22 protein-coding genes and 1 pseudogene are annotated in these 22,527 nt (G+C 61.9%); 11 read left to right on the top strand and 12 right to left on the bottom strand.

The genetic code is table 11. The features are described from left to right. Window positions 1-16: 16 nt before the first annotated feature. Complete coding sequence (gene ppdK, locus LUA85_RS07555) at window positions 17-2,680, top strand: pyruvate, phosphate dikinase (protein WP_231468396.1); 2,664 nt, start codon at window positions 17-19, stop codon at window positions 2,678-2,680. A gap of 4 nt (window positions 2,681-2,684) precedes the next feature. On the opposite strand, the gene LUA85_RS07560 is transcribed toward ppdK, so the two are convergent. After that, window positions 2,685-3,476 (bottom strand): class I SAM-dependent methyltransferase, encoded by a 792-nt coding sequence (locus tag LUA85_RS07560; protein ID WP_231468399.1) that lies wholly within the window; start codon window positions 3,474-3,476, stop codon window positions 2,685-2,687. A gap of 64 nt (window positions 3,477-3,540) precedes the next feature. Here LUA85_RS07560 and LUA85_RS21700 point away from each other — a divergent pair. The 5 genes and pseudogenes from LUA85_RS21700 to LUA85_RS07580 form a co-directional block, all read left to right on the top strand. After that, window positions 3,541-3,693: pseudogene (locus LUA85_RS21700) on the top strand (double zinc ribbon domain-containing protein); the annotation flags it as partial. 475 nt (window positions 3,694-4,168) lie between these two features. Continuing rightward, the gene (locus tag LUA85_RS21705) at window positions 4,169-4,309 is read left to right on the top strand and encodes a hypothetical protein (protein WP_371823712.1); all 141 of its coding nucleotides are present in this window, start codon (window positions 4,169-4,171) and stop codon (window positions 4,307-4,309) included. A gap of 423 nt (window positions 4,310-4,732) precedes the next feature. Then, window positions 4,733-5,068, top strand: a complete 336-nt coding sequence (gene hisI / locus LUA85_RS07570) for a phosphoribosyl-AMP cyclohydrolase (protein ID WP_231471797.1) — start codon at window positions 4,733-4,735, stop codon at window positions 5,066-5,068. Window positions 5,069-5,099: 31 nt separating this feature from the next. Beyond that, on the top strand, window positions 5,100-5,564 hold the full coding sequence (locus tag LUA85_RS07575) for a MerR family DNA-binding transcriptional regulator (protein WP_231468401.1): 465 nt from the start codon (window positions 5,100-5,102) through the stop codon (window positions 5,562-5,564). A 12-nt stretch (window positions 5,565-5,576) separates the two neighbouring features. Further along, window positions 5,577-7,379 (top strand): acyl-CoA dehydrogenase C-terminal domain-containing protein, encoded by a 1,803-nt coding sequence (locus tag LUA85_RS07580; protein WP_231468402.1) that lies wholly within the window; start codon window positions 5,577-5,579, stop codon window positions 7,377-7,379. 35 nt (window positions 7,380-7,414) lie between these two features. On the opposite strand, the gene LUA85_RS07585 is transcribed toward LUA85_RS07580, so the two are convergent. The 5 genes from LUA85_RS07585 to tyrS all read right to left on the bottom strand — a co-directional run bounded on the left by LUA85_RS07585 (window position 7,415) and on the right by tyrS (window position 12,170). Next, complete coding sequence (locus tag LUA85_RS07585; RefSeq protein WP_231468404.1) at window positions 7,415-8,119, bottom strand: dienelactone hydrolase family protein; 705 nt, start codon at window positions 8,117-8,119, stop codon at window positions 7,415-7,417. Window positions 8,120-8,124: 5 nt separating this feature from the next. Beyond that, a complete protein-coding gene (gene cysK / locus LUA85_RS07590) occupies window positions 8,125-9,042 on the bottom strand; it encodes a cysteine synthase A (protein ID WP_231468406.1) in 918 nt (305 codons plus the stop codon). 34 nt (window positions 9,043-9,076) lie between these two features. Then, a complete protein-coding gene (locus LUA85_RS07595) occupies window positions 9,077-10,402 on the bottom strand; it encodes an MFS transporter (RefSeq protein ID WP_371823658.1) in 1,326 nt (441 codons plus the stop codon). 51 nt (window positions 10,403-10,453) lie between these two features. Then, a complete protein-coding gene (locus tag LUA85_RS07600; protein ID WP_231468410.1) occupies window positions 10,454-10,801 on the bottom strand; it encodes a PilZ domain-containing protein in 348 nt (115 codons plus the stop codon). A 139-nt stretch (window positions 10,802-10,940) separates the two neighbouring features. Beyond that, the gene (tyrS, locus tag LUA85_RS07605; protein ID WP_231468412.1) at window positions 10,941-12,170 is read right to left on the bottom strand and encodes a tyrosine--tRNA ligase; all 1,230 of its coding nucleotides are present in this window, start codon (window positions 12,168-12,170) and stop codon (window positions 10,941-10,943) included. A 47-nt stretch (window positions 12,171-12,217) separates the two neighbouring features. Here tyrS and LUA85_RS07610 point away from each other — a divergent pair, with 47 nt between their 5' ends. Together LUA85_RS07610 and LUA85_RS07615 are read left to right on the top strand one after the other, a co-directional pair. Next, on the top strand, window positions 12,218-12,760 hold the full coding sequence (locus LUA85_RS07610; RefSeq protein ID WP_231468414.1) for a DOMON-like domain-containing protein: 543 nt from the start codon (window positions 12,218-12,220) through the stop codon (window positions 12,758-12,760). After that, window positions 12,757-13,959, top strand: coding sequence for an exo-beta-N-acetylmuramidase NamZ domain-containing protein (locus LUA85_RS07615; RefSeq protein ID WP_231468416.1), 1,203 nt, complete (start codon window positions 12,757-12,759; stop codon window positions 13,957-13,959). The genes LUA85_RS07610 and LUA85_RS07615 overlap by 4 nt, the downstream gene beginning before the upstream one ends. A gap of 62 nt (window positions 13,960-14,021) precedes the next feature. On the opposite strand, the gene LUA85_RS07620 is transcribed toward LUA85_RS07615, so the two are convergent. Next, the gene (locus LUA85_RS07620) at window positions 14,022-15,203 is read right to left on the bottom strand and encodes a VWA domain-containing protein (protein WP_231468418.1); all 1,182 of its coding nucleotides are present in this window, start codon (window positions 15,201-15,203) and stop codon (window positions 14,022-14,024) included. A 138-nt stretch (window positions 15,204-15,341) separates the two neighbouring features. On the opposite strand from LUA85_RS07620, the gene LUA85_RS07625 reads away from it, so the two are divergent. Further along, the gene (locus tag LUA85_RS07625; RefSeq protein ID WP_371823659.1) at window positions 15,342-16,262 is read left to right on the top strand and encodes a L,D-transpeptidase family protein; all 921 of its coding nucleotides are present in this window, start codon (window positions 15,342-15,344) and stop codon (window positions 16,260-16,262) included. A 7-nt stretch (window positions 16,263-16,269) separates the two neighbouring features. Here the strand turns inward: LUA85_RS07625 and LUA85_RS07630 are convergent, their stop codons facing one another. Then, window positions 16,270-16,695, bottom strand: coding sequence for a GFA family protein (locus LUA85_RS07630; RefSeq protein ID WP_231468420.1), 426 nt, complete (start codon window positions 16,693-16,695; stop codon window positions 16,270-16,272). Window positions 16,696-16,772: 77 nt separating this feature from the next. Between LUA85_RS07630 and LUA85_RS07635 the strand changes: the two genes are divergently transcribed. Then, window positions 16,773-17,516 carry a glutathione S-transferase family protein gene (locus LUA85_RS07635; protein WP_231468422.1) on the top strand — a complete coding sequence of 248 codons (744 nt, stop codon included), beginning with the start codon at window positions 16,773-16,775 and terminating at the stop codon, window positions 17,514-17,516. Window positions 17,517-17,648: 132 nt separating this feature from the next. Here the strand turns inward: LUA85_RS07635 and LUA85_RS07640 are convergent, their stop codons facing one another. After that, complete coding sequence (locus LUA85_RS07640; protein WP_231468425.1) at window positions 17,649-18,494, bottom strand: MoxR family ATPase; 846 nt, start codon at window positions 18,492-18,494, stop codon at window positions 17,649-17,651. A 244-nt stretch (window positions 18,495-18,738) separates the two neighbouring features. Here LUA85_RS07640 and LUA85_RS07645 point away from each other — a divergent pair, with 244 nt between their 5' ends. Then, entirely contained in the window at window positions 18,739-19,512 is a 774-nt protein-coding gene (locus LUA85_RS07645) for a hypothetical protein (RefSeq protein WP_231468427.1), read from the top strand. A gap of 294 nt (window positions 19,513-19,806) precedes the next feature. On the opposite strand, the gene LUA85_RS07650 is transcribed toward LUA85_RS07645, so the two are convergent. Genes LUA85_RS07650 through parE form a run of 3 tightly spaced genes read right to left on the bottom strand, consistent with a single transcriptional unit; the run spans window position 19,807 to window position 22,306 of the window. Continuing rightward, complete coding sequence (locus tag LUA85_RS07650) at window positions 19,807-20,031, bottom strand: hypothetical protein (RefSeq protein ID WP_231468430.1); 225 nt, start codon at window positions 20,029-20,031, stop codon at window positions 19,807-19,809. Window positions 20,032-20,066: 35 nt separating this feature from the next. Then, window positions 20,067-20,285 carry a restriction endonuclease gene (locus LUA85_RS21590; RefSeq protein WP_371823713.1) on the bottom strand — a complete coding sequence of 73 codons (219 nt, stop codon included), beginning with the start codon at window positions 20,283-20,285 and terminating at the stop codon, window positions 20,067-20,069. An 8-nt stretch (window positions 20,286-20,293) separates the two neighbouring features. Then, a complete protein-coding gene (parE, locus tag LUA85_RS07655) occupies window positions 20,294-22,306 on the bottom strand; it encodes a DNA topoisomerase IV subunit B (RefSeq protein ID WP_231468432.1) in 2,013 nt (670 codons plus the stop codon). Window positions 22,307-22,527: the final 221 nt, after the last annotated feature.

Consider the following 22,527-nt stretch of genomic DNA (forward strand, 5'->3'; position numbering starts at 1 on the left):
GGAGCCTTGTTCGGGCATGAGCGCATACGTATTCCATTTCGGCGGTGGTGCAGTTTCAACCGAAGCGCGCGCCAAGGACAAGACAATTGTCGGTGGCAAGGGATCGAACCTTGCCGAAATGGCCGGGATCGGACTGCCGGTGCCACCGGGGTTCACCATCACGACTGAAGTCTGCACCTATTACAACGCCAATGGAAAGACGTTTGATGATGCATTGCGCGCGGGCGTTGCCGATGGCGTGAAGCATGTCGAGGCGGCAACGGGCCGCGTGTTCGGCGATCCGGTCAATCCGTTGCTGGTTTCCGTCCGTTCGGGCGCGCGCGTTTCGATGCCGGGCATGATGGACACTGTGCTCAACCTTGGCCTGAACGATCAGACGGTTGAAGGCCTTGCCGCCGGATCGGGCGATGCCCGCTTTGCCTGGGACAGTTACCGCCGCTTTGTGCAGATGTATTCGGACGTGGTGCTGGGTCTCGATCATCACAGGTTTGAAGATGCGCTCGAAATCGTCAAGGAAGACAATGGCTTCTTCAACGACGTTGAGCTTGGTGCCGAGCATTGGCAGGCGCTGGTCGGCGAATACAAGGCGATTGTCGAGGAGCAGCTTGGCCGCCCGTTCCCGCAGGACGTTCACGAACAGTTGTGGGGCGCCATCGGTGCGGTTTTCGATTCATGGGAATCGGACCGCGCGAAGGTCTATCGCCGGTTGAACGATATTCCCGCCGATTGGGGCACCGCTGTCAACGTGCAGGCCATGGTCTTCGGCAACATGGGCGAAACTTCGGCCACTGGCGTTGCCTTCACCCGCGATCCGGCGACGGGCGAGCGCGCCTACTATGGCGAATGGCTGGTCAATGCGCAGGGCGAGGACGTGGTTGCCGGCATCCGCACCCCGCAATACCTGACCAAGGCCGCACGAGACCGCGCCGGGGCCAAGCAATTGTCGATGGAAGAGGCAATGCCTGCCGCCTACGGTGAACTGGCCGCGGTTTTCGACCTGCTGGAAAAGCACTACACCGACATGCAGGACATCGAATTCACCGTTGAGCAGGGCAAGCTGTGGATGCTGCAAACCCGCGCGGGCAAGCGCACCGCCAAGGCTGCGCTGAAGATGGCGGTGGACATGGTGGGCGAAGGCCTGATCGACGAGGCAACCGCGATCCGTCGGATCGATCCGATGGCGCTCGACCAGCTGCTTCATCCCACGCTCGATCCCAGGGCTGTACGCGATGTGCTGACCAAAGGCCTGCCAGCCTCGCCCGGCGCAGCATCGGGCGCGGTGGTGTTCGATGCGGATACCGCACAAACGCTGGCCGAACGCGGCGATGCCGTGATCCTCGTCCGAGTTGAGACTTCACCTGAAGATATCCACGGAATGCACGCTGCGCGCGGCATTCTTACCGCGCGTGGCGGGATGACCAGTCACGCTGCCGTGGTGGCGCGCGGCATGGGTCGTCCGTGCGTTTCGGGTGCGTCGGCGCTGTCGATCGACATGGCCAGCCGCACCGCGCGCATCGGCAATCGCGAGATCAGGGAGGGCGACGTAATCACGCTCGACGGATCGAACGGCGATGTGATGGCGGGCAAGGTCGCAACGGTAGAGCCTGAACTTGTCGGCGATTTCGGAACGCTGATGGTCTGGGCAGACAAGCACCGCCGCATGAAAGTGCGTACCAACGCCGAAACCCCGCTCGATTGCCAGGTTGCGCGCCAGTTTGGCGCAGAGGGCATCGGCCTTTGCCGCACCGAGCACATGTTCTTCGATGCGGGCCGCATTTCGGCTGTGCGCGAGATGATCCTTGCCGACGATGAAGCGGGCCGCCGCAAGGCGCTCGCCAAGCTGCTGCCCGAACAGCGCAGTGATTTCCAGTCAATCTTCGAGGTCATGGCCGGGCTTCCGGTAACGATCCGCCTGCTCGATCCGCCGCTGCATGAATTCCTTCCCCATGCCGACGCTGAATTTGCAGACCTTGCCGCGGTAACCGGGCTGGGGGTCGATCACCTCAAGCGTCGCGCCGGGGAACTGCATGAATTCAATCCCATGCTGGGTCATCGCGGATGCCGTCTGGGGATCACCTTCCCGGAAATTTATGAGATGCAGGCGCGCGCCATTTTCGAAGCGGCGTGTGACGTGGCTGAAAAGAGCGGTGATGCGCCGATCCCCGAAGTGATGATTCCGCTTGTCGCCACGCGCAAGGAACTGGAAATCCTGCGCGCGCTGGTGGACCGCGTTGCGCTGGAAGTGTTTGCCGAGAAGGGCCGGACGCTCGAATACATGGTCGGCACCATGATCGAACTGCCGCGCGCTGCGTTGATGGCGGGCGAAATTGCCGAAGAGGCAAAGTTCTTTTCGTTTGGCACCAATGATTTGACGCAGACAACTCTTGGCGTTTCGAGGGATGATGCCGCCCGCTTCCTTAACCCTTACGTCGATCAGGGCATCTATCCGCGCGATCCGTTCGTCAGCCTTGACATCGAAGGGGTAGGCCAACTGGTTGAACTGGCGGCAGAGCGCGGCCGCAAGACGCGGCCTGACCTGAAACTGGGCATCTGCGGCGAACACGGCGGCGATCCCGCCTCGATCGCATTCTGTGAGAAGACCGGTCTCGATTACGTGTCGGCCAGCCCCTATCGCGTACCGATTGCGCGCCTTGCGGCGGCGCAGGCCGCACTGGGCTGACGCATCAGAACTTGGGTGGGCGAAGCGGCTTTGCCCACCCGCTCAGCGTCAGGATTTCGAACCGTTCGGTTACTTTGCCATCGGCGTCGGCGCGGGCGGCAAACGCTGCTCTGGCGCGGGCGAGGGCGGCCTTGCCCAAGGGTGCACCTGGCCGGGCAAGGCAATTGCCAAGACCTTGCGCGCGCAGATCGCCGATCATCCGGTCTAACGAACTGAAGCGCACATCGATGTGATGGCTGTCGATCACCGGATCGGCAAAGCCGCACCGCTGAAGCAGTTGTCCGCCGGCGCGAACATCGACTTGCGGGTGAATACGCGGGGATGGGCGGTCGGCATCGGCTTCCAGCATGATCGCGCGCAACGCGCCAAGCGAGCCTGCGCCCATGAAACAGGCAATCATCAGTCCGCCGTCGGCAAGTGCGCGGCGCAGATGAACCAGCGCTCCGGGCAGGTCGTTGACCGTATCCAGCGTCCCCAGGCTTGCGATAAAATCGTATCCAATACTGTGAGTTAGTGGTGCTTCTTCATCGATGGTTGAAGCTCCAAGAGCCGGATCGCGCCGATCAACTGCCGTGCCTGTCTGCGTCAATGTGCGACCGACCGCACCGGTCCAGTCACCAATCAGCAGCGCCGATTTAGGGTCATGGCGGAGGAAGGACAGGCGGTCGATGACATCATCAGCCATATCGTCGGCGATGTAGCGCGGCGCCTGTGAGTCTGCCTGCAGGCGCTCCATCCGGCGACGGATTGCATTGCGCCGTTTTGGCGCGAAAATTTCAGGGGGCGAAGTGACCATTCCCCGCCACTGCCCTTCCATGAGGCTCTTGCCAAGAGGGCGGGCGCACCGGACAAGCAAAGCCATGCGAGGTACTGCCGCTCTCACGCCGATCCTGGACTTCGTGTTCCCTCCACGCTGTCCGCTGTGCGGTGTGCCCGTGGCACAGCATGGCGGCTTGTGCCTTGATTGCTGGGGAAAGCTGGCGGTCCCATCGGGCACATGCTGCACCTTGTGCCAGCGCCCACTGGGTGAGGGGTATGATCCCGGTGCGGAACTGGTGTGCGCGCCGTGCATGGCAGAGCCTCCGCGCCATTCCGGCATCGCTGCGGCAACGCTCTATAACGATACGTCGCGCGCGCTGGTGCTGGCGCTGAAGCATGGGCGGCGAATCGGGCTTGCGCCGATGATGGCGCGCATGATCGCTCCGCGTCTTCCCGCGCTGGATGGCGATTGGCTGGTGGTGCCGGTTCCGCTGCACCGATGGCGCATTCTTTCGCGGGGTTACAACCAGTCGGCGTTGCTCGCCGATGGAATCGCCCGCGCCACCGGACAGAGGCTTGTCGTCGACGGGCTGGTACGGCGCAAGCCGACGCCGTCACTGGGCGGATTGAACCGAAAGGCGCGCGCGCGCGCTGGCCGGCGCAATCGCCCCACATCCGCGAAGGCTGGCTGCGCTGCAGAACGCAAACGTCCTGCTGGTCGACGATGTGATGACCAGTGGTGCGACGACAAATGCCTGCATCGTCGCCCTGCGCAAAGCGGGAGTGGCGCAAGTGCATATCGCCTGCTTTGCGCGGGTGCTGGACGAAGCGCTGGGGGCGGTGCGGGGTTCGCAGGGCATACCTGCCTGAAAATGAAACGCCCGGAACCAGAAGTTCCGGGCGTCCATCGTGACGAATGTCAGTGGCGTTCGCGTGTTCCGCGATAGCGATGGCCCCCCGACCATCTCGCCGTTTCCCTCACCAACCGGGCAGGTTTTCCACGCGGCCCTTTCGGCCTGCTGCAGATGGCCCGCCGGCCCCTCATGTATGTCCCTGAACATTGGCGCTTATGCACTGCCTTGCGGCTGCTCAGTCTGCGATTCCCTCAAACCGCACAGGCTTAATCGTTCATTCACGCTGTCTGCGGAAGTCGATTGTTTCACGATCGTGGATTTTGCCGCCTATTGTGGTTATCATGCAACAAGATCCGCTGTCTCGCAGGCGCAAGGAAAGGCCGATAATCCGTTGAGCAATACCCAGGAAACTGCCCGCCGTGAGCAGGGCACGGAGTTCATGCCCAAGTTCGATGGAAATGGATTGCTGACTGCCGTGGCGATCGATCACCGCAACGGTGCGCTTTTGATGCTGGCGCACATGAATGCCGAGGCTTTCGCAAAGACACGTGAAACCGGGTTTGCGCACTTCCATTCCCGTTCGCGCGGCAAGCTGTGGATGAAAGGCGAAAGTTCCGGCCACGTCCTCAAGGTCATCGAAATCCGCGTGGACTGCGATCAGGATGCGGTTGAACTGCGGGTCGAACCTGCTGGACCGGCATGCCACACCCTCGCCGCCACATGCTTCTATCGGCGCATCGCCGATGACGGAACGCTGGAACGGATCATCGATTGACGTTTACGTAAAGGTTAGGTAATTTGAGGGAATGTCACATGGCAATCCCGCAACGAATCGCGATCATACGGGGCATCTCGATCAACCCGATGTGCTCAAGCGTGACCAGTTCACCATTTCCGACCTTTCCGGCGAATTCGGCGTAACGGCGCGCGCCTTGCGTTTTTACGAGGACGAGGGGCTGATTTCGCCAACGCGGGTCGGGCTTTCCCGCCTCTATTCACGGCGGGATCGCGCGCGCCTTGCGTGGATCATGCGCGCCAAGAACGTCGGGTTCAGCCTGTCGGAAATCCGCGACATGATCGACCTTTACGACATGGACGATGGCCGTGCCGAGCAGCGTCGGGTCACCATCCTGAAGTGCCGTGAAAGGATCGAAAACCTTCGCCGTCAACAGGCGGACATTGCCGCAACTATCGATGAACTGACAAGTTTTGTCGAACTCGTCATCCAGAAAGAGCGGTCGGAAGGCCGCGAGCCAGACCCAAGCCGATAAGGGACAAGAGAGATGCCCGTTTACAACGCCCCGACGCGCGACACGCGTTTCGTCATCAATGAAGTCTTGCAGCTTGCGTCCTATGGTCATCTGGCCGGATTCGAGAATGCAACGCAGGAAATGACCGACACCATCGTGGAAGAAGCCGGGCGCTTCGTTTCCGAAGTGGTCGCGCCGCTCAACCTGTCGGGCGACAAGGAAGGGTGCACCCGCCATCCCGATGGCAGCGTCACCACACCGGCCGGTTTCAAGGAAGCCTACCGCCAGTATGTCGATGGTGGCTGGGGTACATTGTCCGCGCCAGAGGCGTTTGGCGGGCAGGGCCTGCCGCATGTGCTGGGCTTCACGATGGAAAGCTATCTCGCTTCGGCCAACCAGGCATTCGCGATGTACCCCGGCCTTGCCAACGGCGCAATTTCGGCAATCCGGGAAAAGGGTTCTCCCGAACAGCAGGCGATGTACCTGCCCAAGATGGTCAGCGGCGAATGGCTGGGCACCATGAATCTGACCGAGCCGCACTGTGGCACCGATCTTGGCATGATCCGCACCCGCGCCGTGCCAGCCGCCGATGGGTCCTATGCGATCACCGGCACCAAGATATTCATTTCGGCAGGTGATCATGACCTGACCGAGAACATCATCCACCTCGTGCTTGCCAAAACGCCGGGCGCGCCGGAATCGAGCAAGGGCATTTCGCTGTTCATCGTGCCCAAGTTCATCGTCGGCGCCGATGGTTCGCTGGGTGAAAGGAATGCGGTGTCGGTTGGTTCCATCGAGGAAAAGATGGGCATCCACGGCAATGCCACCTGCGTGATGAATTATGACGGTGCCAAAGGCTGGATGGTCGGCGAGGAGAACAAGGGTCTGGCCGCGATGTTCATCATGATGAACGCGGCCCGCCTTGGCGTGGGCATGCAAGGACTGGCGCAGGCCGATGTCGCTTACCAGAACGGGCTCGCCTATGCGCTGGATCGCCGTCAGGGCCGCGCCTTGACCGGGCCTGCCGAGCCGCAGGAGCGCGCCGACCCGATCATCGTGCACCCGGACGTGCGCCGTATGCTGATGGATGCCAAGACCTTCATCGAGGGCATGCGCGCATTGTGCCTGTGGGGCGCCTTGCAGGTGGACCTGACGCACAAGGCCGCAACCGAGGCGGAACGCCAGGAAGCCGATGACCTGATCAGCCTGCTGACCCCTGTGATCAAGGGTTATGGCACCGATATGGGTTACAAGGTTGCCACGAACATGCAGCAGATCTGGGGTGGCCACGGCTATATTGCCGAAAACGGCATGGACCAGTTCGTGCGCGATGCCCGCATCGCGATGATCTATGAAGGTGCCAACGGCGTCCAGGCGATGGACCTTGCCGGGCGCAAGCTGGCGCTTAATGGCGGCCGGGCGGTGCAGCGCTTCTTTGCACTGGTGGATGGCGAATGTGCGCAGCCATCTGATGATGAAACCGTGACGCTGGTGGCCGGACGCTTGTCAAAGGCGGTGGGCGAAATGAAGGCGGCGACCATGTGGTTCATGCAGAATGCGCCTGCCAATCCCAACAATCTTGGGGTGGGGGCCTATGCCTACATGACCCTTACCGGCATCGTCTCGCTTGGCCTGATGTGGTTGCGTATGGCGAAAGTCGCGAGTGCGGCAATTGCCGCCGAAGCCGGCGACACGCCATTTTATGAAGCCAAGCTGGCTTGTGCGCGCCACTGGGCGACGCGCTATACCACCGAGGCCGGAGCGCTGCGTCGCGAGGTCGAGGCTGGCAGCGAGACGATCATGGCGCTGACACCGGAACAACTCGCGATTGCATGATGCAGGAATGCCGGGGGAGGGCCGCTTCCCCGGCGTCACCCGACAACTTCGTCCAGCAATCCAAGAAGCGCCGCCCAGCTTTGCCGGTCGGCGCTTTCGTCAAAACCGATGGCGGGCATACCGCGTGAATCGCTTTCCGGGTCAGTGAACCCGTGCTTCACGCCGCTATAGGCATGGAAGTGCCAGTTTGCTCCCGCTGCGTCCATTTCCTCCCAGAAGGCCATGACCTGCGTTCGCGGGACCAGCGGGTCGGCATCTCCGTGACACACCAGAATACGGGTTCTGACCGCTCCATTTTGCGCCGGTGCCTGAGTGTCGAGCAGGCCGTGGAAGCTGGCGGCAAGCACCAGATCGGCGCCATCACGCGCCAGTTCGAGCGCAGCCTGCCCGCCCATGCAATAGCCGACGACTGCGACCGGCAGGCCGTGGGCTTGCGGAAGGCCGGTCAGCGCCGCAAGGCCTGCGCGCAAACGCTGGCGATAACCGCCAACGGTCGATCGCAATGGTCCCGCCAGTTCCAGCGCATGGTCGAAATCGCGGACTTGCACACCATAGAAGTCTGCGATCATTACCAGATATCCTTCCTGCGCCAGCATATGCGCGCGGCGGATCATCGGCGAATTGCAGTTGGCAATGGTCGGCAGGATCAGGATTGCCGCACGAGGAGCCACTGCCGGCTTCGCGAGGAAGCCGGTGAGAGCCACGTCGCCATCGGCATAATCGACTTGTTCGATGGGCATCGCGCTCACTCCGGCAGGAAGTCCGGCACTGAAAGGTAGCGCTCGCCCGTATCGTAATTGAAGCCCAGAACCCTGCTTCCTGCGGGCAGGTCAGGCAGCTTCTGCGCAATCGCGGCCAGGGTGGCGCCCGAAGATATGCCAACGAGCATTCCTTCTTTCGATGCGCAAAGGCGCGCCATTTCCTTGGCATCGGCCGGATCGACCTGAATCGCGCCGTCGATGGACTGGGTGTGCAGGTTGCCAGGAATGAAGCCCGCGCCGATGCCCTGAATGGGGTGCGGGGCAGGCTGGCCGCCGGAGATGACCGGGGAAAGCGTCGGTTCCACCGCATAGGCCTTCAACTTGGGCCAATGCCGCTTCAGTTCTTCAGCACAGCCTGTCAGGTGGCCACCCGTGCCGACGCCGGTAATCAGCACGTCGATCGGGTCGCTGGCGAAGTCGCCGAGGATTTCCTGTGCTGTGGTCCGCACGTGGACGGCCACGTTGGCCGGGTTATCGAACTGCTGGGGCATCCATGCGCCTTCGGTCTGCTCCACGAGTTCCTTCGCGCGTTCGATGGCGCCCTTCATCCCCTTTTCACGGGGGGTAAGATCGAATGTGGCGCCATATGCGAGCATCAGGCGACGGCGCTCAAGCGACATCGATTCCGGCATGACCAGCACGAGCCTGTAGCCCTTGACCGCTGCCACCATGGCAAGGCCGATGCCGGTGTTGCCCGATGTGGGTTCGATGATCGTGCCGCCCGGTTGCAGGCTGCCGTCAGCTTCGGCGGCCTCGATCATGGCAAGACCGATCCTGTCCTTGATCGAGCCGCCGGGATTGGCACGCTCGCTCTTCACCCATACCTCGTGGTCGGGAAACAGGCGGGACAGGCGAACGTGCGGGGTGTTGCCAATAGTGGCGAGGATGGAATCCGCTTTCATTTCGCTTGGCTCCTTCAGGTGAACGGGGGTGAACCTAGGATGATCTGTATCGCGCTGCAAAGGTTCGCGCGTTTTTCAGTTCCGGGAAAAACACGAACCAGATGGCGGTTACCGCAATTGCCCCGACGCCGCCCACGATGACAGCGCCCACCGCGCCGAGCAAGGCCGCTGCAACCCCCGATTGCATCTCGCCCAGTTCGTTGGAGGCCGAGATGGCAAGGCCTGAGATAGATGAGACCCGCCCGCGAACGCCATCTGGGGTGTGAAGCTGCACCAGTGTCGAACGAATGAATACCGAAACCATGTCGCCTGCGCCAATGCCTGCCAGCATCAAAAGCGAAAGGTAGTAATTGGTGGAAAGGCCGAAGCCGATGGTGAACACGCCGAAAACTGCCACGCCGAGCAGCATCTTGTTGCCGACGTTGCTGGTGATCGGCCGTCGTGAAAGGATGAAAGCGACCAGCGCGGCGCCTGCTCCCGGCATGGCGCGCATGATGCCCAGCCCGTCGGCCCCCACCGGTTGCCCGTTCACCATCAGGATATCGCGCGCGAACACCGGCAGCAGCGCTGTCGCGCCGCCGAGCAGCACGGCAAACAGGTCGAGCGTGACGCAGCCGAGCAGGAAACGATCGTTCCATACGAACGACAGTCCTTCGCGAATCTGGCGCACAGGGTGCGTGTCGCGATTTCCCGGTGGCGGCGGGATGCGGCGAATGCCGAAAACGGCTGTTGCCGACAAAGTGAGCAGCACTGTCGACGTCCAGTAGGGCAGGGACGGGTGACCGGAAAACAGGAGGCCGGCAATTGCCGGTCCCCCGACCGAACCGATCTGCCACGCCATCGAATTGATGGCGATGGCCTTTGGCATCAATTCGGCCGGCACGATGTTCGGCGCAATCGATGACAAGGCCGGCCCGATGAATACACGGGCGGTGCCATGCAGCGCAGCCAGCCCGAACAGCAGCGGAAGCGTAAGCATCCCCGATTGCGTCGCTATGGCGAGCGCAAGCGCAATCATCATATCAAGGCACAAGGCAAGCCCGGCCACCATGCGCCGGTCAAACCTGTCGGCGACAACACCGGCAACCGGGGTCAGCAGGAAAAGCGGCAGGAACTGCGCAAGGCCGAGCAGGCCCAGCTGGAATGCCGCTCCGGCTATCGACATGCCATAATCGCTGCGCGCCAGATCATAGAGCTGATAGCCCAGAATCACGACCATCCCGGAGGTCGCGACCACCGAGAAAAGCCGGGCAATCCAGAAGCGCCGGTAATCAGGGATGGCGAGGGGCGTCGTCGGGATCAATTTGACGTTGGGGGCGGTGTCGGTCACGCCCGGTGCAATGCCAGCCTTGCACTGCATTGCCAAGAAAGCAAAAGTTGCCTGTGGTGGTGGCTAACTGCCAACCGGCGATCAGTGGTCCTGGCGGTCCTGGCGAGCCTTCAGGTTCGGTTGCAGGGCCTTGATCAGTTTGGCGAAATCATCCAGCCGCACGATGCGTTCAAACTGGAATCCAGCCCTGTCGCCATCGATCCAGACCAGAAAGGCCTCTATCCGGCCAATGTGGGGCAGGCGGATCGTCACGCGCTCACCCCGCGTCAGGCCCTCGATTCCCGTGGCCATGAAACCCGTGGTCGAAACATTGGCGAGTTGCAGCATGATATCGCCCCGCGCCCGGTGCTCGCCGATAATGGGCAAGTTCACCGGGTGGCGAGTCGAACGGCGCAAGTCGGTCACTGAAAGCTGGGCTCCGCCGCGCATCGTTCCTCCTTGGCGTCCGGTGTGGAAGCCGTGGTATAGGTCCAAATTGGTGAATAATTGGTAAATTTCCGGCAATTACCTGCCGGAGGCGGCAAGCCCTTGCCGTTAGGACGCGGTTAGTATTGCCGAAACCTTGCTGTCAGGTCCGGCGCAGGATGCCGTGCTTCTTCTTGCCTGAAGAAACGCGGATTTCAGCGGTTTTCAGCACGATCCGATAGGCTTCGTCGGTCACCGAAACACCATCGACGCGCGCGCCTCCACCGGCGACAAGGCGCTTGGCCTCGCCCCGGCTCGCCGCAAAACCAAGGCCGACCAGCGCATCGACAAGGCCGATGCCATCTTCAGCGACTTCCAACGTCGGCAGGTCCTGACCAAGTCCTCCGCCTGCAAATGTCGCCGCCGCTGTTGCCTCGGCCGCCTTGGCCGCTTCTTCGCCCCGGACCAGCCGGGTCACTTCATTGGCCAGCACAATCTTGGCGCTGTTGATCTCGCTGCCTTCCAGCGCTTCGAGTCGCGCGATTTCTTCGAGCGGCAAGTCGGTGAACAGGCGCAGGAACTTGCCGACATCGCGGTCATCGGTATTGCGCCAGTACTGCCAGAAATCCCACGCAGGCAACGCATCTTCATTGAGCCACACCGCACCGGCTGCGGTCTTGCCCATCTTCTTGCCGTCAGCCGTGGTCAGCAGCGGGGTCGTCAGCCCGAACACTTCGCGGCCATCCTTGCGCCGCGTCAGTTCGATGCCGTTGATGATGTTGCCCCATTGATCCGATCCGCCCATCTGCAGCCGCACGTCCATCGCCTTGTTCAGGTGGCGAAAGTCGTAACCCTGCAAAATCATGTAGTTGAATTCGAGGAAGGTCATCGGCTGTTCGCGGTCGAGCCGCAGCTTGACCGAATCGAACGTCAGCATGCGGTTGACGGTGAAATGCGTGCCCACTTCCTGCAACAGTTCGATGTAGCCAAGCTTGCCCAGCCAATCGTGATTGTTGACCATCACGGCATCGGTCGGCCCATCACCGAAATTCAGCAGGCGCGAGAATACCTGCCGGATCGACGTGATGTTGTCTTCAATCGTCTGATCGGACAGCATCTTGCGGCTTTCATCGCGCCCGGTCGGGTCGCCGATCCGCGTGGTCCCGCCGCCCATCAGCACGACCGGCTTGTGGCCGGCCTGCTGCAAGCGCCGCAGCATCATGATCTGCACCAGGCTGCCGATATGCAGCGATGGCGCGGTAGCGTCGAACCCGATATAGCCCGGCACCACGCCCTCGCTGGCCAGCTTGTCCAGCCCTTCGGCGTCGGTAAGCTGGTGGATATAGCCGCGCTCGTCGAGCAGGCGGAGGAGGGTGGACTGGTACTGGGTCATCGGTGCCTTCTTTCCTGTGGCGGCGCGCCTAGCACGGAGAACAGCGCTTGGAAACGCATGAGCTTGTCCCCCATCCCGATCATCCACCGCTGGGCGTAACCGGCGTGACCGCGCGCATCCTGTCGCTGGACCAGCGCTGGCTGACCTTGCGCTGGCGGGTGGAGGGGGCCGCGCAACTCGTCGTGCCGCCTTTCACCGGCAAGCGCCGCAGGGACGGGTTGTGGCAGACAACGTGCTTCGAACTGTTCGTGAAACCAGACGGCGGCGAGAGCTATGCCGAGTTCAACCTTTCCCCGTCGCAAGGCTGGGCTGCTTATGATTTCAGTGCTTACCGTGAAGGCATGGCGGAACGTCCGGTCCCGCGCGATCCGGTATGTACGCCGCGCCGGGGGCAATCGGTGCTGATCTTCGACGCGGCCATTCCCACGCCTGCGCTGCCGCCGCTGCCGAGTGCTTACGGCCTGACTGCGGTGATCGAGGAGGAGGGTGGGCGCAAGTCCTTCTGGGCCATCGCCCACCGGCCCGACCGCCCCGATTTCCACAGCGAGGCTTGCTTCGCCGCGCGGCTTGCGGCACCGACGACGCCATGAAATTCGGTATCGACCGGCTGCTGGCCGACCCCACCCTGCGCGCGCCACTGGAAGGCAAGCGCGTCGCCCTCGTCGCGCATCCCGCCTCGGTTACGGAAGGGCTGGTCCATTCGCTCGATGCGCTGGCGGCGTGCCCTGGAATCAGGCTGTCGTCTGCCTTCGGCCCGCAACACGGGCTGAAGGGCGACAAGCAGGACAACATGGTCGAGACGGCGGATGAAGTCGATCCGGTCTACGGAATCCCGGTGTTCAGCCTTTACGGAGAGGTGCGCCGCCCCACCGGCCAGATGATGAGCACGGCGGATGTGTTTCTGTTCGACCTTCAGGACCTCGGTTGCCGCATCTACACCTTCGTCACCACGCTGCTCTATCTGCTTGAGGCGGCGAGCGGCACGGGCAAGGCGGTGTGGGTGCTCGACCGGCCCAATCCGGCGGGCCGCCCGGTAGAGGGGACCACGCTCCTGCCGGGTTGGGAAAGCTTCGTCGGCGCAGGGCCGATGCCGATGCGCCACGGCATGACGCTGGGCGAAATGGGGCGCTGGTTCATCCGGCATTTCAATCTCGATGTCGATTACCGGGTGATCGCCATGGAAGGCTGGCAGCCTGAGCAGGCACCCGGTTTTGGCTGGCCGCCAAGCCGCATCTGGATCAATCCTTCGCCCAACGCCGCCAGCCTCAACATGGCCCGCGCCTATGCCGGAACGGTGATGATCGAGGGGGCGACCGTGTCCGAGGGCCGTGGCACCACGCGTCCGCTGGAAGTGCTGTTCGGCGCACCCGATCTGGATGCCAAAGCGGTGCTTGCCGAAATGCGGAGCTTCGCGCCGCAGTGGATGGAAGGCTGCGCCATCCGCGAATGCTGGTTCGAACCGACTTTCCACAAACACGCAAAAACGCTGTGCAACGGACTGATGATTCACGCCGAAGGCGCATTCTACGATCACCACGCGTTCAGCCCGTGGCGCCTGCAGGCCCTCGCATTCAAGGCGATCCGCAGGCTCTACCCCGATTACCCGCTGTGGCGCGATTTTCCCTATGAGTACGTGTTCGACAAACTTGCGATCGACGTGATCAACGGCGGCCCGGCGTTGCGCGAATGGGTGGACGACGCGGGGAGCGTTGCGGGCGATCTGGACGCGGTAGCCGGGCCGGATGAGGCGGCATGGGTGGAAGAACGCAGGCGCTTCCTGCTTTATTGATTTTCGTTCAGGTCGAGCGGAGGTTTGCATGACAATGTGATGCCCCGCTTCGGGGAGGAACTTTAGTGCTTCTTCCGCGTCAGTTCCCGCATTGCGCCGTCCAGCCCTTCCAGCGTCAGCGGGTACATCGATCCGCCAAGGATATCCTTGAGCATGCGGGTGGACTGCGAATAGCCCCATTGCTTTTCGGGCACCGGGTTCAGCCACACCGTCGCCGGATAAGTCTGGGCCACGCGCTGCATCCATACGGCGCCGGATTCTTCGTTGAAGTGTTCCACGCTGCCGCCGGGGTGAGTCACTTCATAGGGACTCATCGCGGCGTCGCCGACGAACACCACCTTGTAATCGTGGCCGTATTTGTGGAGGATGTCCCAGGTACTGGTGCGGTCGGTCCAGCGACGCTTGTTGTCCGTCCACACGCCTTCATACAGGCAGTTGTGGAAGTAGAAGAATTCCATGTTCTTGAATTCGGCGGTCGCGGCGCTGAACAGTTCTTCCACCAACTTGACGAACGGGTCCATCGATCCGCCGATGTCGAGGAACAGTAACAGCTTGACCGCATTGCGCTTTTCCGGGCGCATCCTGATGTCCAGCCAGCCCTGCCGCGCGGTGCCTTCGATGGTGCCTTGCAGATCAAGCTCATCGGCCGCGCCTTCGCGGGCAAAGCGGCGCAGGCGGCGCAGGGCGATCTTGATGTTGCGGGTGCCGAGTTCGCGGGTGTTGTCCAGGTTCTGGAATTCGCGTTTTTCCCAGACCTTGATCGCGCGCTTGTGCTTGCTATCGCCGCCTATGCGGACGCCTTCCGGGTTGTAGCCGCTGTTGCCGAAAGGGCTGGTGCCTTCAGTGCCGATCCATTTGTTGCCGCCCTTGTGGCGGTTCTCCTGTTCGGCCAGCCGCTTTTTGAGCGTGTCCATGATCTCGTCCCACGATCCAAGGGATTTGATCTTTTCCATCTCTTCTTCAGACAGAAACTTCTCGGCGATGGCTTTGAGCCAGTCTTCTGGAATGTCGACCGGACGCTGGCCATAATCGGTCAGGATGCCCTTGAAGACCTTGTTGAACACCTGATCGAAACGGTCGAGCAGGCCTTCGTCCTTCACGAACGTGGCGCGCGACAGATAGTAGAATGCCTCAGGCGTCTGTTCGATCACGTCCTTCTCCAGCGCTTCCAGCAGCACGAGGTGCTCCTTGAAACTGGCAGGAATGCCCGCAGCGCGCAGTTCGTCGACGAAATTGAAAAACACTTGTGCCCGCTCCTTTGGCTTAACCGTGGGATTAAGCGGTGAGCAGCGGTTGGACAAGGGCCACAGCGGTCGAAAAACCTGTTGAGTGCGAGCGCCTCTGCCCTCATGACTGAAAGACATGGTTAAAGGGTGGTTACCGTGATCCGGCTTGCGAGCGCTTTGGGCGTGATTGTTGCCCTGTTGCTGATCGTGGTTGCGGTCGTGCCGGCTGGATTGCCGTTTGGCGGAGCGCCAGCGGCGCAGGCGCAAGCAGCCGCTGTTTTCAGTCCTGAACCACAGGTTGCCGCGCCCGCGCCATCGGGACCACCGCCTGTCAAAGTGCCACCGCCGGTTGCCGACGTGCTGCAATCGGGCGTGTTGATCGTGATCAGCAAGGCGTCGCAGCGGATGTATGTGTTCAAGGACGGCGTGCCATGGGCGTCATCGCCAGTGTCGACGGGCAAGCGCGGCCACGGCACACCGGCGGGGGTATTCCCGATCCTGCAAAAGCGTGTTCACCACCGCTCGAACCTCTACAGCAATGCGCCCATGCCCTATATGCAGCGGCTGACGTGGCGCGGGATTGCGATCCACGCCGGAAGATTGCCGGGCTATCCTGCATCGCATGGCTGCATCCGGCTGCCCTACAGCTTTGCCCGCGCGCTGTTCTCGCTCACTCGCGCGGATTCGACCACGGTGGTAGTGACCAATGAGGCCGTCGGGTCTGACGATACCGCGGTCACCCTGGCGCTGAACACGCAGCATCCGCAGTCGATAAATCCCGTGCCACCGCCCTTGCAGAAGCCCGAAGCAGCGCTTGCCGCCGTTACGCTACCGGTGACGATGACGGGGGCAGGGCAGACGATCCAACTGGCCGCTGCGACCAGCGCGGATGAGGCCGAAGCCCGCTGGACGGCGCTGGTGGCGCGCTATCCGGCGCTTGCGGGCTTCCGAAAGTCGGTTGTTCCCGCCGTGGAGCAATCGCGCCAGTATTACAGGCTCCGCGCAAGCGCGCCGGGCGCGCATGCCTATTGTGCATCACTCAAGCGTGCCGGTCAGGATTGTTTCAAGGTCAGCTAGGGCAGGATCACGACTTGGCTGGTGGTGGGGGTGGTGGCTGCTGCGGCCAGGCCTCCAGCGTCGGGTCGATCTGCGCCCATGCGGGCGCATCTTCGGTCCAGATCACCATTTCGGGCTTCAGGCCGTGCGGTTCGTCGATCACGCCGAAGCGCACGGTTTTCAGGTACATTCTGGCCGAGCTTTGGGCGTAGACTTGTGTGCCGCACGATGGGCAGAAGTGAAACGTGAGCGTGTTGCCGCTGGCTGCGGTCCACTGGCACGATGCAAGCGTGCCCTGGATAGAGACGTGATCGTTCTTGAAAATGGCATTTTGCGTAGGGCCACCTGCCGCGATCTGCTGGCACTGGCGACACCAGCATTGCCGCGTCGCGATGGGCTTGGCCAAGAATTCAAGGCTTATGACCCCGCAGGCGCAGCGTCCGGTATATGACATCAGGGCAACCTCCAATTGGGTATTGTTAGGTTGGCAAACAATTGCCTATGGTGCGTCCGTTCGGAGAGGATACCATAATGACGCTCAAACTCTACAGTTTCGGACCCGCCGCCAATTCGATGAAGCCGCTGCTGACCGTGTTCGAAAAGGGCCTGCCGGTAGAGAAGCACCGGCTGGACCCGTCGAAGTTCGAGCATCACACCGATTGGTTCAAGGCGATCAATCCGCGCGGGCAGGTTCCGGCACTTGTCGATGGTGACAAGACCATCACCGAGTCGACCGTGATCTGCGAATACCTTGAGGACGAATACCCCACCGCAGTCTCACTGCGCCCGGCGGACAGTTATGGCCGCGCGCAGATGCGGGTATGGACTAAGTGGGTGGACGAATACTTCTGCTGGTGTGTCTCGACCATCGGCTGGCACCGCTACATCGGCAACATGGTGAAAGGGTACAGCGACGCCGAGTTCGAGGAGAAGGTGGCGGCGATCCCGGTCGTCGAACAGCAGGTCAAATGGCGCCGCGCGCGCGAAGGCTTCCCGCAGGACATGCTCGACGAGGAAATGCGCAAGATCGCCTGGTCAGTCCGCCGCCTCGACGATCATCTGGCCGACCACGAATGGCTGGTGCCGGGGCAATATACGCTGGCCGACATCTGCAACTTCGCCATCGCCAACGGCATGCAGTTCGGCTTCCCGGACCTCGTCAACAAGGACGTGACGCCGCACCTGCTGCGCTGGATCGAGCAGATCAACGCCCGGTCTGCGGTGAAGGAGATGTTCGCGCAAGTCGAACTGGAGCAGCTTGGGCGGCGCGAGTAAGGCTGCAGGTTCGCGCAAGGTTCGCAAGGACTGCAAAGAGAACGCGCTCAAATCGGCCTTTAGCCGTTGCTATTTTTCTCTGCGATTTTTGCGAACTTTGCGCGAACCAATCTTACTCGGCCTCGGAGAACATCAGTTACCCGAACGGCGCGACATGAAGGCGAGGCGTTCGAAGAGCATGATGTCCTGTTCGTTCTTGAGCAGGGCGCCATGGAGCGGGGGGATCGCCTTGGTCGGATCGCGGTTTTGTAGGACTTCCAAGGGCATGTCCTCGTTGAGCAGCAGTTTCAGCCAGTCGAGCAGTTCGCTGGTGCTAGGCTTCTTCTTGAGGCCGGGCACTTCGCGCACCTCGTAGAAGATCTCCATCGCCTTGTTGATCAGCGTCTTCTGGATGCCGGGGAAGTGGACGTCGATAATCGCCTGCATCGTCTCGCGATCGGGGAACTTGATATAGTGGAAGAAGCAGCGGCGCAGGAAAGCGTCGGGCAGCTCCTTCTCGTTGTTCGATGTGATGACGACGATCGGGCGTTCCTTCGCCTCGACCCGCTCCTGCGTTTCGTAAACGTCGAAGCTCATGCGGTCGAGTTCCTGCAACAGGTCGTTGGGGAACTCGATGTCGGCCTTGTCAATCTCGTCGATCAGCAGGACGGGCAGCTTGGGCGCGGTAAAGGCTTCCCAGAGCTTGCCTTTCTTGATGTAGTTGCCAATGTCGTGGACGCGTTCATCGCCCAGCTGGCCATCGCGCAGGCGGGCGACGGCGTCATATTCATAGAGGCCCTGTTGCGCCTTGGTGGTGGATTTCACGTTCCATTCGATCAGCGGCGCGCCGACGGCCTTGGCGATTTCATGCGCCAGCACGGTCTTGCCGGTGCCGGGTTCGCCCTTGACCAGCAGCGGGCGGCGCAGCAGAACGGCGGCATTGACCGCAACCTTGAGATCATCGGTAGCGACGTAATTGCTGGTGCCTTCGAAGCGCATCGGTATGTCCCGTGTGATTAATCGTGCGGTTAGGCGTTATGGCTTGAGGCTGTTCAGTGCAAGAGGGTGTGCGTTTCTGACGCCGGTGTCATTAAACAATTAGTTTGGTGACGCATGTGTCAGATTCGGCCCGCATTTCTGACGTCTGCGTCATTATGGCCTCCGGGTAACAAAGTGTCGCATTCGTGCCAATGCGCTACTGGCGTAATTGCGGGGCGCGGCGCGGGCGTGTAGGCCCCGCGCGATGTTTTCCCTGCGCCAGGTTACGGACACTGACGGCTACCAGACCTCCCCGCGCAGCCGCGTCGCGTCTTTCGTGCTGGCGCTGGTCACGAGCGCGCTGGTTTTCGTGATCATGATCCGCATGGGCGCGTTCACCCAGTTCGGCGAGCCGGGAGGGGCACGGCTGGTGGCGATCGATCTGGGGACTGAGGCGGAGCAAGGCGCGAAGGACAGCGCCCAGCCGGAAAAGGCGGAGCAGAAGTCCGACAGCGCCACCGCAATGCCGCAGACCGCTCCGGTCGTGCCGCCGCGTGTGCCGATACCGGGCAAAGTGCAATGGCCCGAAGGGTTTATCGAGCTATCGTCCAAGGACTATGCCGCCGCCGACATCACCAAGATGAAGCGCGGATCGGGATCGGGCGATGCGGGCAGCGCAGGCGGCAGCGCTGGCGGAGAAGGCGCGGGCGAGGGACCGGGCGGTGTGCGGCTATACAATGCGCAATGGTATCGCGAACCGACCGACGCCGAGATGGCCCCCTACATGCCCCGAAATCGCATGCCCGGCGAATGGGCGATGATCGCCTGCCGCACCATCGAGAAGTACCACGTCGAGGATTGCCAGGAACTGGGTGAAAGCCCTCCCGGCTCAGGTTTGGCGCGGGCGCTGCGGCAAGCCTCGTGGCAATTCCTCGTCCGCCCCCCGCGCGTGAACGGTAAAAGTCAGGTGGGCGAATGGGTGCGGATCAGGTTCGATTTTCGGGCGCCGAAGAAGAGGGAGTCAGAAAATGACGGGTGAAGGCTCTTCAGGTTGACCTGTCCTGAAAGCGGAACACGCCGACAATTGCCACCGACTTCTCGTCGATCAGATAGGCAATCTTGAAATGGTAGCGCCGCGTAACGATGCGCCGGTTGTTCGATCCTGCAATTGGCGCCCCTGATCGGGGAAAATGCCGTACCTGCCGGATGAACGATCAATGTCTACGAGGATTCGCGGGACGCTTTCAGGCGCAATCTCGTCAAACCACGAGATGATCGCGTCAATGTCAGCGCGGGCACTGTCGAGAAAACGGACTTTCAGCAAGGGCTGACGTCAGTCGTCGAAGGTATGACCAAAAATCCGCCGGATGTCTTCATCGCTGGCATAAGTTCGGTGAGGCTCAGCCACGCGGCGCTCAATCTCGGCCAATTCCGCCGGACTGAAATCGAACTTGGGATCGCAGGACGCCATCAGATCGGCCAATGCCTCTTCCACCGACTGGCGTTCACTCTCCCCAAGCCGGGAAGCGAAGGACAGGAAGGAGTCGATGACCGTCATTTTGCCAGATTACCATGCTGTGTGGGCAGATGGAACTATGTCCGACTGTAAGGCTTGAAAAAGGCGAGATCGAGTTTCAACGCCTTGGTTTCAGATACGCCAAGACGTTCTTCGATCAGCAGCGTGATGATGTCGTCGATCTCGACCAATTCGATCGGCGTTGCGTTCTCTCGTGCTGCTGCTTCCTTTGCGGCGCGCGTGAAGTTTGCTGTTGTAAGAAAAATACCACGTATTTGATGCAGCCACGAGCGGATGTATCGCGCTAAGCATCAATCAGCTCCGGGTCCAACTCTCCCGCCCGGTTCTGGATGAACATGAACCTCTGCGCAGGGTCGCGGCCCATCAGGCGGTCGACTAGGTCTTTCACCGCCGCACGGCCTTCATATTCCGGCGGCAGGGTGATGCGGATAAGGCTGCGGGTGGCGGGGGCCATGGTGGTTTCGCGCAGTTGCTGCGGGTTCATTTCGCCGAGGCCCTTGAAGCGGCCGACGTCGACTTTCTTGCCCTTGAATTTCGTGGCTTCGAGTTCGGCGCGGTGGGCGTCGTCCTTGGCGTAGGCCGAGGTGCTGCCGTGGGTCAGGCGGTAGAGCGGGGGCTGGGCGAGGTAGAGGTGGCCGCGCCGGACGAGGTCGGGCATTTCCTGGAAGAAGAACGTCATCAGCAGCGTGGCGATGTGTGCGCCGTCAACGTCGGCGTCGGTCATGATGATCACGCGGTCATAGCGCAGCGCGTCGGCGTTGCAGTCCTTGCGCATGCCGCAGCCAAGCGCGAGCGCGAGGTCGGCGATTTCGGCGTTGGCGCGGATCTTGTCAGCCGTGGCGCTGGCGACGTTGAGGATCTTGCCGCGGATGGGCAGGATCGCCTGCGTCTTGCGGTCGCGCGCCTGCTTGGCACTGCCGCCTGCGCTGTCGCCTTCGACGATGAACAGTTCGGTTTCGCCGCTGCCTTCGCCGGTGCAGTCGGTGAGCTTGCCGGGGAGGCGCAGTTTGCGCGAATTGGTGGCGGTCTTGCGTTTGACCTCGCGCTCCGCCTTGCGGCGCAGGCGGTCATCCATGCGCTCCATCACCGCGCCGAGCAGGGCCTTGCCGCGCTCCATATTGTCGGTGAGGAAGTGATCGAAGTGATCGCGCACGGCGGCCTCGACCATGCGCGCGGCTTCGGGGCTGGTCAGGCGGTCCTTGGTCTGGCTCTGGAACTGGGGATCGCGCACGAAGACCGAGAGCATGATTTCGCTGCCGGTGATCATGTCCTCCGGCGCGATGTCCTTGGCCTTTTTCTGGCCGATCAGATCGGCGAAGGCGCGGATGCCTTTGGTCAACGCCGCGCGCAGGCCCTGTTCGTGAGTGCCGCCATCGGGGGTGGGGATGGTGTTGCAGTACCAGCTATAGGAACCATCGGACCACAGCGGCCACGCGATGGCCCATTCGACGCGACCCATCTCCTGCCCTTCGGGGCCTGCCGGGAAGTCCTGACTTCCCGCGAAGGGGACACTGGTGACGCATTCGCGGCCCGATACCTGTTCGGCCAGATGATCGGCCAGACCGCCGGGGAACTGGAACACGGCTTCGGCGGGGACGTCGTCGCTCACCAGCGAAGGCGCGCATTTCCAGCGTATTTCCACGCCTGCGAAAAGGTAGGCCTTGGAACGCACCAGCCGGAACAGGCGGGCGGGCTTGAACTTTGCGTCGGCGCCGAAGATTTCGGTATCGGGCACGAACGTAACCTGCGTGCCGCGCCGGTTGGGCGCGTTGCCGACCTTGAGCAGCTTGGTGGTGGGCAGGCCACGCGAAAATTCCTGCGCGTAAAGCTCCTTGTTGCGCGCCACTTCGATACGGGTGAGCGAGGACAGCGCGTTGACCACCGAGACGCCAACCCCGTGGAGGCCGCCGCTGGTGGCATAGGCCTTGCCGGAGAACTTGCCGCCCGAATGGAGCGTGGTGAGGATCACTTCGAGCGCCGATTTGCCGGGGTATTTGGGGTGTTCATCAACCGGAATGCCGCGACCGTTATCGGAAATGGTCAGGCGTCCGGCGCTGCCGGGTTCATCTTCAAGATAGACCTCGATGCGGTTGGCGTGACCTGCGACCGCTTCGTCCATCGCATTGTCGAGCACTTCGGCGGCAAGGTGATGCAGCGCGCGCTCGTCCGTGCCGCCGATGTACATGCCGGGGCGGCGGCGGACGGGTTCGAGGCCTTCGAGAACCTCGATTGCAGAACCGTCATAGATTTCGGAAGCACTGGTAGCTGGTAGCTTGTCGAAAAGGTCATCGGACATGCGAACGGGTATAGAACGCCCGCGATTCCGGGCGCAAGCGCCGATGCCGCCTTATCCGGCGTTTTCGGGTGTTTTAGGGTCTTGCACTAAGTAAGGGGACGATAGGGGCAGGAAACAAGGTTTGTTTCGCGCAGAGATCGCAAAGAGCGCAAAGGGCCGTGCGATGCGGCAACGCCGCGCTTCAAACTGTTGCCAGCCTTGGCCTGGCCATGGTTTGTCGG

Source organism: Novosphingobium sp. CECT 9465, assembly GCF_920987055.1.
Taxonomy (GTDB): Bacteria; Pseudomonadota; Alphaproteobacteria; order Sphingomonadales; family Sphingomonadaceae; genus Novosphingobium.